The organism is Streptomyces sp. NPDC104761 (assembly GCF_055583445.1).
Genome location: NZ_JBVJNZ010000013.1, coordinates 93,423 through 108,484 on the forward strand (window position 1 = coordinate 93,423; position 15,062 = coordinate 108,484).

Here is a 15,062-nt window from a genome sequence, read left to right on the forward strand (position 1 = left end):
CTGCTGGCCTCCGCCCCCCCCACACCCACCCCCCCCCCCACCCCCCCCCGCCCCCCCCCCCCCCCCCCCCTCCCCCCCCCCCCCCCCCCGGGACCGGTGACCGGAGGTGACGTCACCTCAGTTCACCCCCTGCCGCCGGGCGATCTGCTTGGCCTGGCTGACCGCGTCGTTCCAGGCGTCGTCGGGCTTCTTGCCCTTCGCCTCGATGTTGGTCAGCTCCGTCATGTACGGGGCCATGACGGCCGCGTCGGCCGGCGCCTCGTAGCTGTCCGGTATGGCCTTGGCGGCCGGGCCGAAGACGTCGATGATCTTCTGCCCGCCGAAGAAGGCGTCCGGGCCCGTCATGGCCGGCATGGCGTACGCGGCCGGGGCGGCCGGGAAGATGGCGGCGTCGGTGAAGCCGCGGGCGTCGTTGGCGGGGCTGAGGATCCAGCTGATGATCTTGAAGGCTTCCTCGGGGTTGCGGCACTGCCTGGGCAGCGCCAGGTAGGAGCCGCCCTGGTTGGACGGTCCGACGGGGTTGGCGCAGACCCGCCACTTGCCCTTGGTCTGCGGCGCGGCCTGCTCGATGTCCAGGGCGTGCCAGGCGGCGCCGAGCTCGGTGAGCAGGTTCTTGCCGATGGCGGCGTTCCAGCTGTTGTCGTTGATCTTGGCGTCGATGCCCAGGGTGTAGGGGCGGACGGCCGTGGTCCACGCCGCGCGGATGTGGTCCTGGTCGCCGATGAAGTGGTTGTTCTTGTCGATGAACCGCTGGGTGCCCTGGCCGACCACGACCGTGAAGACGGCGCCGATGTTGTTGACCAGGTAGCTGCCGGGGTTCTTCTTCTGCAGCTCGGTGCCGAGCGCGAAGTAGTCGTCCCAGGTCCTGACCAGGCCGGCGACCTTGTCGGGGTCGGTGGCCACGCCGGCCTTGGCGAACAGGTCCTCGCGGTAGAAGAGCGCGGTGGGGCCGATGTCGATCGGGAAGCCGATCTGCTTGCCGTCCTCGGTCTGGGCGAGCTTCGTCTTCCAGCCCAGGTACTGGGAGGAGAGCTTCTTGAAGCCGAGGTCGTTCAGGTCGAGGAAGCGCGAGGCGTTGGGCAGGAAGGACGCCATGTCCTCACCCTTGATGCCGGTGATGTCGGGCACCGAGGAGCCGCCCGCGGCGAGGGTGGTGGTGAGCTTCTGCTTGAAGTCGCCGCCGATGGACGAGGCGGTCAGTTTGACCGTGCTGCCGAAGTGGGTCTTCGCCTCCGCGACCACCTTGTCGCTGAGCGCACCGCCCCAGTACCACAGGGTGAGGTTCTTGCCGTTCTTGGTACCGCCCGATCCGGAGCCGCCGCATGCGACGGTCAGACCGGACGCGGCCGCGGTGAGTGCGGCGGCCTGGAGGAAGCCTCTACGTGAAAGGTCCACGGGTCACTCCTGTTGTTCCTGTTCGTGGTACTGAGGGGCGTTGGTGCTGTGGAGCGTGGGGCTGGGGGCTGGGGGGCGTCGGGCTGCGGGGTGCCGGGCGATGGAACGGGTGCGGGTGCGGGTCAGAGGTGCCGGGCGGGCGGGGTGACCGGGGCGTGCTGCACCGGGGGTCCCGCGTCCGCCGGCAGCCGGTCGGCGAGGAAGCCGTAGGTCTTCTTCAGGTCGCGGTCGGTCAGCGAGCGCCACCAGCGGTCGACGCCGTACCAGCCGGGGGCCGCGAGGGCGCCGCCGTGGTGCTGTACGGAGAGACCGGCCGCGAGGACGGCGAACCGCAGCCGCTCGGCCAGCGGCCAGCCGCCGAGGGAGGCCGCGACGAAGCTCGCCCCGAACACGTCCCCGGCGCCCGTGGCGTCCAGGACGTCGACGGCGAGGGCCGGGACCTCGGCGTACTCGCCGGTGGTCTGGTCGACGGCGACCGCACCGTCCCCGCCCCGGGTGACGACCGCCACCGGAACCAGCTCCGCGAGCGTGCCGAGGGCCGCGACCGCGCTGTCGGTGCGGGTGTAGGCCATCGCCTCGGTCTCGTTGGGGAGGAAGGCGTGGCACAGGGCTAGCTGGTCGAGGAGGTCGCGGGACCACTCCTGGGTGGGGTCCCAGCCGACGTCGGCGTAGACGTGGGTGCCGTTCGCCGCCGCCTTGGCGATCCACGCGCGCGGCTCGGCCTCGATGTGCACGAGCGCGGTGCGCGCCTCGGGCGGGTCGCCCATCAGGGCGTCCTGCGAGTACGGGGGTTCCTGGCCGTGGGTGACGAGGGCCCGGTCGTGTCCGGCGGCGAGCGAGACGGTGACGGGGGTGGGCCAGCCGTCCGCGGTGCGGGAGAGCGAGAGGTCGATGTCCTCCTGGTCGCACAGGACGTCCCGGCAGTACTCGCCGTAGAAGTCGTCACCGAAGACCGTGGCCAGCGAGGTGCGCAGGCCGAAGCGGGACGCGGCCACCGCCAGGTTCGCGATGCCGCCGGGCCCGCAGCCCATGCCTGCCGTCCAGATCTCCTCGCCCGGTGTCGGCGGCTTTCCCAGCCCCGTGAGGACGAGGTCGTAGAAGAGCAGTCCGGTCAGCAGCACATCGGGCCTGTCGTCGTCCACGTGCGTGCCTCTCGTCAAAACTCGTCATTTTCGATGACGGGAATCGTGCGCCGCTCGGAGAGATTGGTCAATACCCGAGCAGAACTGAGCATGGATTTGATTGAAGATGACGAGTAGTGTTCGCCGCGTGCTGGCAGAACGACGACACCAACTCATCCTGCGGGCCCTGCGCGCCGGCGGCCCCGCCTCTGTGACCGACCTCTCCGAGCAGCTGAGCGTGAGTCCGGCCACCATCCGGCGCGACCTGGTCAAGCTGGAGGAGGACGGGCTGCTCACGCGTGTCCACGGGGGCGCCGTCGTCGACGAGGGCGACCAGCCCTTCGCCGAGGTCGCCGAGGTGCGGGTGGCCGAGAAGGACGCGATAGCCGCACGCGCGGCGGCACTGGTCGAGGACGGCCAGTCGGTGCTGCTGGACATCGGCACCACCGCCTTCCGGCTCGCCCGCCAACTGCACGGCCGCCGCCTCACCGTCATCACCAGCAACCTGGTGGTCTACGAGGAGCTCGCCGACGACGAGGGCATCGAGCTGGTGCTGCTCGGCGGCATGCTGCGCCGTGAGTACCGCTCCCTGGTCGGGTTCCTCACCGAGGACAACCTGCGCCAGCTGCACGCCGACTGGCTGTTCCTCGGCACCAGCGGGGTGCGGCCGGGCGGGCAGGTGATGGACACGACGGTCGTGGAGGTGCCGGTCAAGCGCGCCATGATCGGGGCGAGCGACAAGGTCGTGCTGCTCGCCGACGCCGCCAAGTTCCCGGGCACGGGCATGGCGAAGGTCTGCGGTCCCGGGGACCTGGACATGGTGGTGACCAACGCGCCGGTGGACCCGGCGACCCGAGCCGCCCTGGAGGAGGCCGGTGTCGAGGTGGTCCTGGCAGGAAAGGCTGAAGCGTGAAACTGACGATTCTGGGCGGCGGCGGGTTCCGCGTGCCGCTCGTGTACGGCGCACTGCTCACGGACCGGGCCGAGGGGCGGGTCACCGAGGTCGTGCTGCACGATCTCGACGCCGGCCGGCTCTCCGCGGTCGCCCGGGTCCTGGCCGAACAGGCGGCGGGCGTCCCCGAAGCCCCCGCCGTGACCGCCACGACCGACCTGGACGAGGCCCTCACCGGCGCCGACTTCGTCTTCTCGGCGATCCGGGTCGGCGGCCTGGAGGGCAGGGCGAACGACGAGCGGGTGGCCCTCGCCGAGGGCGTCCTCGGCCAGGAGACGGTCGGCGCCGGCGGCATCGCCTACGGCCTGCGGACCGTGCCCGTCGCCGTCGACATCGCCCGGCGGGTCGCCCGGCTCGCCCCCGAGGCCTGGGTCATCAACTTCACCAACCCCGCGGGCCTGGTCACCGAGGCCATGTCCCGGCACCTCGGAGACCGCGTCATCGGCATCTGCGACTCCCCGGTGGGGCTCGGACGCCGGATCGCCCGCGTGCTCGGCGGGAATCCGAAGGAGGCCTGGATCGACTACGTGGGCCTCAACCACCTCGGCTGGGTGCGCGGCCTGCACATCGCCGGACGCGACGAGCTCCCGCGCCTGCTCGCCGACCCCGACCTGCTCGGCTCCTTCGAGGAGGGCAAGCTCTTCGGCGTCGACTGGCTGCAGTCCCTCGGCGCCATCCCCAACGAGTACCTGCACTACTACTACTTCAACCGCGAGGCCGTCCGCGCCTACCAGCAGGCCGAGAGGACCCGCGGCGCCTTCCTGCGCGACCAGCAGGCGCACTTCTACGAGGCGGTCGCCGAGCCGGGCGCGAAGGCCCTGGACGTCTGGGACCGCACCCGCGCCGAGCGCGAGGCCACCTACATGGCGGAGAACCGGGAGACGGCCGGCGCCGGCGAGCGCGACGCCGACGACCTCTCCGGCGGCTACGAGAAGGTCGCCCTCGCCCTGATGCGGGCCATCGCCCGCGACGAGCGCACCACCCTGATCCTCAACGTCCGCAACCGCTCCACCCTCTCGGTCCTCGACGGCGAGGCCGTCATCGAGGTGCCCTGCCTGGTCGACGCCAACGGCGCCCACCCGGTCGCCGTCGCCCCGCTCCCCGACCACGCCACCGGCCTCGTCTGCGCGGTCAAGGCCGTCGAGCGCGAGGTGCTCGCCGCCGCCGAGTCCGGCTCCCGTACGACGGCCGTGAAGGCGTTCGCGCTGCACCCGCTGGTCGACTCGGTGAACGTCGCCCGACGGCTGGTGGAGGGGTACACCGCGGTCCACCCGGGCCTCGCGTATCTTAAGTGACCAGCCGCTCGGAAAGCGCTTTCCAAACCTCTTCTGGAGACTTCCCATGCACGACGAACGCCGCCGGATCGAGGAGCGCGTAGAGCGCCTCCACAACCAGCGCATCAAGCCCGCGGTCTACGCGGCCACCGTCCCCTTCGAGGTGTCCGCCTGGCAGGCCCCCGGGGAGCCGGTGCCCTTCGAGGAGGCCGCGGCCGCCGCGTACGAACCGTTCGCCATGGGCACCCCGTGGGGGCCGCCCTGGGGCACCACCTGGTTCCGGATGCACGGGCAGGTGCCCGCCGCGTTCGCGGGCCGCCGCGTCGAGGCCGTCATCGACCTCGGCTTCGTCGGCGACTGGCCGGGCAACCAGGCCGAGGCCCTGGTCCACCTCGCCGACGGGACCCCGCTGAAGGCGGTCAACCCGCTCAACCAGTACGTGCGGATCGCGAACCCGGCGACCGGCGGCGAGGTGATCGACTACCTGGTCGAGGCCGCCTCCAACCCCGACATCCTCGCCAACGACTTCGCCGGGCCCACGCCTCTGGGCGACGTCCTGACGGCCGGCGACAAGCCGCTCTACACCTTCAGGCGCGCCGACATCGCCGTCCTCGACGAGGAGGTCTGGCACCTCGACCTCGACGTCCAGGTGCTGAAGGAGCTGATGCTGGAGCTCGGCGAGCACGACCCGCGCCGGCACGAGATCGCGCACGCCCTCGACCACGCGATGGACCTGCTCGACCTGGACGACGTCTCCGGCTCGGCCGCCGCCGTCCGCGAGGCCCTGAAGCCCGCCCTGTCCAAGCCCGCGCACGCCAGCGCCCACCGCATCTCCGGCGTCGGCCACGCCCACATCGACTCGGCGTGGCTGTGGCCGATCCGCGAGACCAAGCGCAAGACCTCCCGCACCTTCTCCAACGTCACCTCCCTCGCCGAGGAGTACGACGAGTTCGTCTTCGCCTGCTCGCAGGCCCAGCAGTACGAATGGGTGCGCGACAACTACCCGCAGGTCTGGGCCCGGATCCAGGAGTCGGTCAAGAAGGGCCAGTGGGCGCCGGTCGGAGGCATGTGGGTCGAGTCCGACGGCAACCTGCCGGGCGGCGAGGCGGTCGCCCGCCAGTTCGTCCACGGCAAGCGGTTCTTCATGGAGCACTTCGGGGTCGAGACCAAGGGGGTCTGGCTGCCGGACTCCTTCGGCTACAACGCGGCCTACCCGCAGATCGCCAAGCTCGCCGGCAACGAGTGGTTCCTCACCCAGAAGATCTCCTGGAACCAGACCAACAAGTTCCCCCACCACACCTTCTGGTGGGAGGGCATCGACGGCACCCGCATCTTCACCCACTTCCCGCCCGTCGACACCTACAACGCCCGCTTCAGCGGCGAGGAGATGTCCCGCGCGGTCCGCAACTACGCCGAGAAGGGCGGCGCCACGCGCTCGCTGGCCCCGTTCGGCTGGGGCGACGGCGGTGGCGGCCCCACCCGCGAGATCATGGAGCGGGCCCGCCGCCTGAAGGACCTGGAGGGCTCCCCGCGCGTCGAGGTCGAGCATCCCGACGCCTTCTTCGCCAAGGCCCGCGCCGAGTACGAGGACGCCCCGGTCTGGGTCGGCGAGCTCTACCTGGAGCTGCACCGCGCCACCTACACCTCGCAGGCCCGCACCAAGCAGGGCAACCGGCGCAGCGAGCACAAGCTCCGCGAGGCCGAGCTGTGGGCGACCACGGCCGCGCTGCACGCGCCCGGCTACCGCTACCCGCACGAGAAGCTCGACCGGCTCTGGAAGACGGTCCTGCTCCACCAGTTCCACGACATCCTGCCCGGCTCCTCGATCGCCTGGGTGCACCGCGAGGCCGAGGCCGAGTACGCCCGCGTCGCCGAAGAGCTGGAGGCGCTCACCGCCGAGGCGGTCACCGCCCTGGGCAGCGGCACCGCCCGCGTCTTCAACACCAGCCCCTACGCCCGCGCCGAGGTCGTCCGGGACGCCACGGGCACCCCCGTGTACGTCGAGGTCCCCGCGGGCGGCAGCGCGCCGCTCACGGCCGCCGCCGAGGCCCCGCAGCCGGTGACGGTCGAGGGCCGGGTCCTCGACAACGGACTCGTCCGGGTGGAGATCGCCGAGGACGGCACCCTGTCGTCCGTGTACGACCACCGGGCGCACCGCGAGGTCCTCGCCGGCCAGGGCAACCTCCTGCGCCTGCACACCGACCTCCCCAACTACTGGGACGCCTGGGACGTCGACAAGCACTACAAGAACCGCTACACGGACCTCCTGGACCCCTCGGAGATCACGGTCGTCGCCGCGGACCCGCTGCTCGGCTCGGTCCGGGTCACGCGCCCCTTCGGCAACGGCTCGACGATCACCCAGACGGTCACCGTCCGGGCCGGCAGCCCCCGGATCGACTTCGAGACGGACATCGACTGGCACGAGGCCGAGAAGTTCCTCAAGGCCGGCTTCCCGGTGGACATCCGTGCCGCGCACTCCTCCGCCGAGATCCAGTTCGGCCACGTCCAGCGGCCCACGCACACCAACACCAGCTGGGAGGCGGCCCGCTTCGAGGTCTCCGGCCACCGCTGGGTGCACGTCGCGGAGCCCGGCTACGGCGTCGCCGTCCTCAACGACTCGACGTACGGCCACGACGTCTCCCGCACGGTCCGCGAGGACGGCGGGACGACCACCACGGTCCGCCTCTCCCTGGTGCGCGCCCCGCGCGTCCCGGACCCGGGCGCCGACCAGGGCCGCCACCGCATCACCTATTCCCTGCTGCCCGGCGCCACCATCGGGGACGCCGTCGCCGAGGGCTACGCCCTCAACCTCCCGCTGCGGGTGGCCGACGCGGCGGGCGAGCCGCGGCCGGTCGTCTCGGTGGACGGCGAGGGCGTCACCGTCGAGGCGGTCAAGCTCGCCGACGACGCCTCCGGCGATGTCGTGGTCCGCCTCTACGAGTCCCGCGGCGGCCGGGCCGCGGGCGTCCTGCGCACCGGCTTCCCGCTGGCCGGCGCCCAGGTGACCGACCTCCTCGAGCGCCCTCTGGAGGACGCCGACGTGGACGGCGACACCGTCTCCGTCGCGCTGCGCCCCTTCCAGATCCTCACCCTCCGCCTCCGCAGGAGCTGACCGGATGGCCATCCAACCCTGGTTCACCGACGCCAAGTTGGGCATCTTCGTGCACTGGGGCATCTACGCCGTCGACGGGGTCCAGGAGTCCTGGTCCTTCTACGACGACATCGTGCCGCACGAGCAGTACATGTCCCAGCTGGGCCGCTTCACCGGCGCCAGGTACGACCCGAAGGCGTGGGCGGACCTGTTCGCCCGCGCCGGCGCCAGGTACGCCGTACTCACCAGCCGTCACCACGACGGCGTGGCCCTCTGGGACACCGCCTACGGCGACCTCAACCTCGGCCGGGACTACGTCGGCCCCTACGCCGAGGCCCTGCGCGAGCACGGCCTCAAGGTCGGTCTCTACTACTCGCACTCCGACTGGAACCACCCCGACTACGCCTCCACCCGCAAGCCGGGCCGCCCGCCGGAGCTGGAGGACAACCGGTACTCGGAGGTGGCGGCCGAGGACGAGGACCTGGCGGCCTGGGAACGCTTCATCGCCTACCGCGACGGCCAGATACGGGAGCTGGCCTCCCGGTTCCGGCCGGACCTGATGTGGTTCGACGGGGAGTGGGACCGCAGCGAGGAGCAGTGGCGGATCCCCGAACTCGCCGCGCTGATCCGGTCGTACGTCCCGCACGTCGTCTTCAACGCGCGGATGCTCGGCGAGGGCGACTACGCGACCCCCGAGCAGGGCGCCCCCGTCGTGCCGCCGGACGGGCCGTGGGAGCTGTGCCTGACGATCAACGACTCGTGGGGGTACCAGCACCACGACCACAACCACAAGTCCCTCGCCCAGCTGATCCGCTACTTCACCGAGACCATCGGGGGCGGCGGCAACCTGCTGCTCGACGTCGGCCCGATGGAGGACGGCACCATCCCGCAGCCGCAGGCCGAGCGTCTGGAGGGGCTGGGGGAGTGGATCCGCAGGCACGCGGAGGCGGTGTACGGGACCGGGCGCGGCCTGCCGGCCGGCCACCACTACGGCCCGAGCACCCTCTCCGCCGACCGGCGCACCCTCTACCTCACCCTGTTCGACGTCCCGCGCGCCGAGATCGGCGTCCGGGGCCTTGCGACCGAGGTGCACAGGGTCACCGTCCTCGGTACCGGCACCGAACTCGGCCACCGGGTGACCGGCGGCCTGCACGAGGCGGTCGGCGTGCTGTGGATCGACCCGCCGGCCGCGGCCGACCTCGACCCGTACGCCACCGTGCTCGCCGTCGAACTGGACGGGGAACTGGAGCTGTACCGCGGGTCCGGACGGTTCTGACCCGATTCGGGCCCTACGCCGGTATTTCTTATATGAAGAATTAAGAGAACGGTAAGTGGGCCGGTCAGGGCGGCTTTTCGGGTCGCCCTGACCCTGTCGGTTCTCCTCGTGGACACCTTGAGTTCGCCTGACACCCCTGGGATGCGGGACGGCAGGGACGACAGAAAGGCATCACCGTGCGAGACCCGCGAATGTCAGCGATCGCCAAGGGGCTGAAGCGCCGGGGCCGGCTCATGGCGCAGGCGGTGAGCCCGCCGCGCAGGACCCTGGACGCCATCCCCACCCAGCCCCTGGTCAAGCCGGACACCGAGGCCGCCTACGTGGCCCCCCGTGCGCCGCGCCTGGTGGAGAAGCCGGTCTTCGTGCTGTCCTCGGTGCGCTCCGGCTCCACGCTGCTGCGGGTCCTGCTCAACAGCCACAGCCGTATCCGCGCCCCGCACGAGATGCACCTGCGCACGGTCCACGTCCGCATGTCGCGGGACTTCACGGCCGACGCCATGGCGGAACTCGCCCTGGACAAGGACGAGCTCGAGCACGTCCTGTGGGACCGGGTGCTGCACCTCGAACTCAGCCGGAGCGGCAAGGACGTCATCGTCGACAAGACCCCGCCGAACACCCTCATCTGGCCCCGGCTGCACCGATGTTGGCCCGACGCCCGGTTCGTCCTGCTGCTGCGCCACCCCGGCGCGGTCGTCCAGTCCCTGATCAGCCGCCGCGCCGAACCCGATCTCGACCAGATCCACGGCGAGGTCCTCGCCTACGCCGAGAAGCTGGAGGAGGCCCGGCAGCAGCTCCCCGACGCCCATGTGATCACGTACGAGGACCTGACCGCCGAGCCGGAACGGGTCACCCGCGGCCTGTGCGAGTACCTCGGCGTCCCTTGGGAGAGCGCCATGCTCGACTACGGCGCCCAGGACCACGGCGCCTTCCGGCCCAAGCTCGGCGACTGGAGCAACGAGATCAGGTCCGGCCGGATCCAGGCCGCCCGCCAGGCCGACCCAGCCGCCGAGCTCCCGCCCAGGCTCGCGGAGATGGCGAGGGCGTGGGGATACCCGGTCTAGGGCATCCCCACGCCACCGCCTGCGGTGCTCAGCCGGTGAAGCCGGCCGTGATCGAGGTGAACTGCCAGTCGCTCTGGCTGATCCCGGAGCAGTTGCTCACCACGCCGCCGCCGGCGCAGCCGCGGTCCCGGTTCGCCGCCCAGAAGGCGAGCCGGGCGATGTGGTGCGAGTTCCCCCAGTCGCGGATCTGCGTCCAGATCGCCGGGGTGGTGTTCTCCTGCTGGTCGGACAGCCCGTTCATGCCGGAGATCCCGATGTGCGCGTAGGCCGTCGCGTCGTCCCAGCCGAACGTGGACTTCAGCTTGGTCTTCAGTCCCTCGGCCGCGGCCACCGTGTTGCCGTACATGTCGGAGCCGCCGCCGAAGTCGAACGGCATGATCGTGAAGACGTCGATGTCGGCGCCGATCGACTGGGCCTGCTCGATGAGCCGGTTGCCGTAGTACGTCGGACCGGTGGTGGACGTCCCGAAGGTGACGATCGTCTTCAGGCCGGCGTTGTTCGCCTTCACCGTCTTCAGGGCGGTCAGGATCTTCGCCTGCACGGCCTCGTTCTCGAACTCGTCCGTGTTCTCGATGTCCATGTCGACGGACTTGAGACCGTAGGCGTCGATCACCTTCTGGATCGCCCCGGCCAGCGCGCTCGCGGACGAGCAGTTGGCGCCGAGCTTGCTGCCCTGCCAGCCGCCGAACGACGGGGTGACGTCACCACCGGCCGCGCGGATCTGGTTGATCGCGGTCTGGTCGGCGCCGCCGGTGAGTGCCCGGCTGCCGTCCCAGGCCGGGGTGCAGCCGCCCGAGTCGAGCACGAAGGCCATGGTGAAGTTCTTGATGCCGGTCGCGTTCATCACGGTCGTCGGGTTCGGCGGATCGCCCCAGCCCTCGTAGAGGTAGGGCGCGGCCTGCTTGAAGCCGGTCCCGCCGCCGCTGCCCGCGCTCGTCGTCACCGACACCGAGTTGGAGGCCGCCGACACGTTCCCGGCCGCGTCCCGCGCCTTGACGGTGAACGTGTACGCCGTACTGGCGGACAGGCCGCTCACCGTGGCGGAGGTTCCGGAGACGCTCGTCGCCAGGGTCGACCCGCGGTAGACGTCGTACGCCGCCACCCCGACGTTGTCCGTCGCGGCCGACCACGACAGGGACACGCTCGACGAGGTCTTCCCGGTGGAGGTGAGGTTCGTGGGCGCGGTGGGCGCCTGGGTGTCCGAGCTGCCGCCGGGCCCGTCGAGGCTGATGTCGTCGGCGTAGTACGTCCCCTGGGCGTACCACCCGTGGACGTAGATCTGGGCGCTGGTCTGCGAGGCCCCGGTGGTGAAGGAGACCGTCAGCTGGCTGTACTGGGACGCCGAGGTGGTCCAGGTCGACGCCCCGCCGGTCACGCCGAGGTAGACGTACGAGCCGCGGACCCAGCCGCTGAGCGAGTACGTCGTGTTGGGCTGCACGGCGACGGTCTGCGTGCACTGGGCGTTGTCACTGGCGCTCGCGGCGCCCGCGAGCGCCTTCGAGCCGCCGTGCACGGGCGAGGACACGACGGAGCCGAGGTTCCCGGAGCAGGACCACGGCGACAGACTCCCCGACTCGAAGCCGGGGTTGGACAGGACGTTGGCCGCCTGCGCGGTACCGGGCAGCGCGATGGCCCCGGCGAGCGCGAGAGCGGCCGACCCGAGCAGGGCGAGTATCCGACGTCTGTGACGTCTGAGCGAGTTGCGCACGCGATCTCCCTGAGGGAATGGGGGTGTTCGGGAGTTGCACGAAAGTGCAAGGAGGTGCGCAACAAATTTGGTCTGGACCAATCCCCCTGTCAAGGAGACGGACGGGAATTGGTCCATACCGGTGAGGTGAGCGCCCCCTTGGGGGCGCGGGGAACTGCGCGAGCAACCACGACGAGCCCGCAGTCGGCCGACAACCTAAAGCGGCAACACCGCAGCCGCAGCGTCGACCGACTCCACTTCCACGGGCAACGCCGGCGCCAACACCACGTCGGCCTCTTCCCGCTGCACGGGAACCGACGGGAGGACAGGCTTCGGCCCGGACACCATCGCGTAGTCCTGCCCCAGGAACGGCGGCTCGATCACCCCGGGGTCCTCGCCCAGCGCCAACTGCACGGCAGCCCAGGGCGCGTTGACCCCGCAGAGCGACAGCTGGTGCAGCCCGCCCGCCGGCCGCGTGTTGACGTCGAGCAGCACCGGCTGGTCGCCGTACATCCGGAACTGGATGTTGGACAGGTAGTGCAGCCCGAAGCCCTCGGCGATGATCCGCGCCGGCTTCAGCCACTGCTCGTCGAGGGTGAATCCGCGCCGGCGCCCCTTCTTGGTGCGGCCCACGGCCAGCCGGACCCGGTTGTCGGGCCCGGTGAGGCAGTCGACGGACACCTCCGGCTCCTCCAGGCGCGGCATCACCAGCCAGTCCACCGGTTCGTCCGCACGCCGCAGCGCGTCCACGACCAGGTCGAGCTGGACGTACGGGCCGGGAAACCCGTTGAGGTGAAAGAGCGAGAAGGGGGCGCGCGTGATCACCCGGAAACCCACGCCACCCGCACCGGCGGCCGGCTTGAAGCACGCCTTGTGCCCGCCGGCCTCCAACTCCTCGACCGCGGCGACCAGTTCGTCCGCCGTGCGGACCCGTGACCAGGGCGGCACCGGGACGCCCACCGAGCTCACCGCCTCGTACGCGGTCGCCTTGTCCTCGAAGACGGCGGTCGCCTGCGGCGTCGGCGCCAGCAGGGCCGTGCCGATCGCCTCGAAGTCGGCCCGGTGGGCGACGATCGCCGACTGGTGCAGCCGGGGCACGAAGACATCGATGCCACGGCGCTGGCACTGGTCGAGGGCGTACTCGACGTAGCCGGCCGGGGAGAGGCCCTCCGGCTCCAGGTCGGCGGTGTCGGCGGCGGCCAGCACGGGGGAGTCGGCGTCACCGTGCGTCGCATGGATGTCGACCGCCCGGTCGCTGGGATTTCTCCGCAGCTGATCCATGAAGAACACGTTCTCCGCGTACGTGCGGTTGAGCCAGACGCGTACGCGAGAGCGCATTAAAGCCGCCTTTCGGGGTTTTCGGGCAGGGCTCAGCGAGCCCGTGCCCGGGCAGGGTGGTTGGAGGGACACCAAACCGCCCTGGGCGAAGGGAAGTTCGTGGCGGTGGTGTTGGGGGGATCATACGGCTTTCGAGGGGCCCCGCGTGCAACGCGAGTGTTACGGATTTCCCCGTACTGTCCACGCGCGTTTTCCTGCACCGTCCGCGCCGGTTTCCTTGACGGCCCCGACCGCCGCCTCGATCCCCGCCCCGCCCTCGGCGGGGTGCCCTTGTTCCCGGCCCCGGAAGTGTGTTGTGGTGGGTGCCGACGACATGATCGGAAGGGGTACGGGGTGGAGTCCACGGCCGGTGCCGGGCAGCTGCTGGCCATCAGTGACCTGCACATCTCCTACCCGGAGAACCGCGAGCTCGTCGAGAAGATGCGGCCGGAGTCGGACGAGGACTGGCTGATCGTGGCCGGTGACGTCGCGGAGACCGTCGCGGACATCCGCTGGGTCCTCGAGACCTTCGCCGGCCGCTTCCGCAAGGTGCTGTGGGCGCCCGGCAACCACGACCTGTGGACCCATCCGAAGGACCCGGTCACGCTGCGCGGAGTCGCCCGCTACGAGCACCTCGTCGGCCTCTGCCGGGAGCTGGGCGTGGTCACCCCCGAGGACCCGTACCCGGTCTGGGAGGGCCCCGGCGGCCCGGCCGTCGTGGCACCGCTGTTCCTGCTGTACGACTACTCCTTCCTGCCGGCCGGCTGCACCACCAAGGAGGAGGGCCTCGCCTACGCGCACGGCACCGGCATCGTCTGCAACGACGAGTACCTGCTGCACCCCGACCCCTATCCGTCCCGCGAGGACTGGTGCCGGGCCCGGGTCGAGGAGACCGAACGCCGGCTCGCCGAACTGCCGGAGGACCTGCCGACCGTGCTGGCCGGGCACTATCCGCTGGACCGGCACCCCACCGACGTGCTCTGGTACCCGGAGTTCGCCATGTGGTGCGGCACCACCCGCACCGCCGACTGGCACCGCCGGTTCCGTGTCACCACCATGGTCTACGGTCATCTGCACATCCCCCGGACCACCTGGCTCGACGGGGTCCGCTTCGAAGAGGTCTCCGTGGGATACCCCCGTGAGTGGCGCAAGCGTTCCGGAGACCCGGGCCGGCTGCGCCGCATTCTGCCGATGGAGGTCGGAACCGGTGATCGAGGAGCTGCTCCCGGAGTCGGTGGTGGCCGTGGAGATGCTCGGTGACGAGGCGATCCGCGAGGCCCCGCTCTACCCCGAGGAGGCGGCGCTGGTCGCCCGGGCCGTGCCCAAGCGCCGCCGCGAGTTCGCCGCGGTGCGCGCCTGCGCCCGCGACGCCATGGAGAAGCTGGGAGTCCCGCCGCAGCCCGTCGTGAGCGGCGAGCGGGGCGCCCCGCGCTGGCCGGACGGGCTGGTCGGGAGCATGACCCACTGCGAGGGGTACTGCGCCGCCGCGCTGGTCCGCGCCACCGACCTCGCCTCCCTCGGCATCGACGCCGAACCGCACGCGGCGCTCCCCGAGGGCGTCGCCGAGGCCGTGCTGCTGCCCGCCGAGCGGCAGCGGCTCGCCGTACTCGCGGCCGAGCGGCCCGGCGTGCACTGGGACCGGCTGCTGTTCAGCGCCAAGGAATCCGTCTACAAGGCGTGGTTCCCCCTCACCGGGAAGTGGCTGGACTTCACGGAGGCCGACATAGCGCTCGTCCCCGAGCCCGGTGAAAGGCCGCACGGCGTCCTGCGCGCCCGCCTCCTGGTCCCCGGTCCGGAGGTCGGCGGGCGGCGGCTGGAGGTCTTCGAGGGCCGCTGGAGCGTGGGGCACGGCATGCTGACCTCGGCCGTGGTCGTGCCGTACCCCTGA

The 15,062-nt window shown here is 71.3% G+C and carries 11 protein-coding genes; 7 read left to right on the forward strand and 4 right to left on the reverse strand.

What is annotated here, in order from left to right; all coding sequences use genetic code 11:
- Positions 1-117 precede the first annotated feature (117 nt).
- Complete coding sequence (locus tag ACZ63F_RS30920; RefSeq protein WP_469715886.1) at positions 118-1,395, reverse strand: ABC transporter substrate-binding protein; 1,278 nt, start codon at positions 1,393-1,395, stop codon at positions 118-120.
- 122 nt (positions 1,396-1,517) lie between these two features.
- Positions 1,518-2,537, reverse strand: a complete 1,020-nt coding sequence (locus ACZ63F_RS30925; RefSeq protein ID WP_469715888.1) for a carbohydrate kinase family protein — start codon at positions 2,535-2,537, stop codon at positions 1,518-1,520.
- A gap of 127 nt (positions 2,538-2,664) precedes the next feature.
- Here ACZ63F_RS30925 and ACZ63F_RS30930 point away from each other — a divergent pair, with 127 nt between their 5' ends.
- The 5 genes from ACZ63F_RS30930 (at position 2,665) to ACZ63F_RS30950 (ending at position 10,170) form a co-directional block, all read left to right on the forward strand.
- Positions 2,665-3,429, forward strand: a complete 765-nt coding sequence (locus tag ACZ63F_RS30930) for a DeoR/GlpR family DNA-binding transcription regulator (protein ID WP_352367288.1) — start codon at positions 2,665-2,667, stop codon at positions 3,427-3,429.
- Entirely contained in the window at positions 3,426-4,763 is a 1,338-nt protein-coding gene (locus ACZ63F_RS30935; protein ID WP_469715889.1) for a 6-phospho-beta-glucosidase, read from the forward strand. The genes ACZ63F_RS30930 and ACZ63F_RS30935 overlap by 4 nt, the downstream gene beginning before the upstream one ends.
- A gap of 46 nt (positions 4,764-4,809) precedes the next feature.
- Positions 4,810-7,854 carry an alpha-mannosidase gene (locus tag ACZ63F_RS30940; RefSeq protein ID WP_469715891.1) on the forward strand — a complete coding sequence of 1,015 codons (3,045 nt, stop codon included), beginning with the start codon at positions 4,810-4,812 and terminating at the stop codon, positions 7,852-7,854.
- Between the two features lie 4 nt (positions 7,855-7,858).
- Positions 7,859-9,109 (forward strand): alpha-L-fucosidase, encoded by a 1,251-nt coding sequence (locus ACZ63F_RS30945; RefSeq protein WP_469715893.1) that lies wholly within the window; start codon positions 7,859-7,861, stop codon positions 9,107-9,109.
- Positions 9,110-9,300: 191 nt separating this feature from the next.
- Positions 9,301-10,170 (forward strand): sulfotransferase family protein, encoded by an 870-nt coding sequence (locus ACZ63F_RS30950; RefSeq protein ID WP_469715894.1) that lies wholly within the window; start codon positions 9,301-9,303, stop codon positions 10,168-10,170.
- 28 nt (positions 10,171-10,198) lie between these two features.
- Here the strand turns inward: ACZ63F_RS30950 and ACZ63F_RS30955 are convergent, their stop codons facing one another.
- Positions 10,199-11,878, reverse strand: a complete 1,680-nt coding sequence (locus tag ACZ63F_RS30955) for a carbohydrate binding domain-containing protein (protein WP_469715895.1) — start codon at positions 11,876-11,878, stop codon at positions 10,199-10,201.
- 195 nt (positions 11,879-12,073) lie between these two features.
- Positions 12,074-13,195, reverse strand: a complete 1,122-nt coding sequence (locus ACZ63F_RS30960; RefSeq protein ID WP_469715897.1) for an ATP-grasp domain-containing protein — start codon at positions 13,193-13,195, stop codon at positions 12,074-12,076.
- A 333-nt stretch (positions 13,196-13,528) separates the two neighbouring features.
- Here ACZ63F_RS30960 and ACZ63F_RS30965 point away from each other — a divergent pair, with 333 nt between their 5' ends.
- Together ACZ63F_RS30965 and ACZ63F_RS30970 are read left to right on the forward strand one after the other, a co-directional pair.
- Positions 13,529-14,434, forward strand: a complete 906-nt coding sequence (locus ACZ63F_RS30965; RefSeq protein ID WP_469715901.1) for a metallophosphoesterase family protein — start codon at positions 13,529-13,531, stop codon at positions 14,432-14,434.
- Positions 14,382-15,062 (forward strand): 4'-phosphopantetheinyl transferase family protein, encoded by a 681-nt coding sequence (locus ACZ63F_RS30970; RefSeq protein ID WP_469715904.1) that lies wholly within the window; start codon positions 14,382-14,384, stop codon positions 15,060-15,062. The genes ACZ63F_RS30965 and ACZ63F_RS30970 overlap by 53 nt, the downstream gene beginning before the upstream one ends.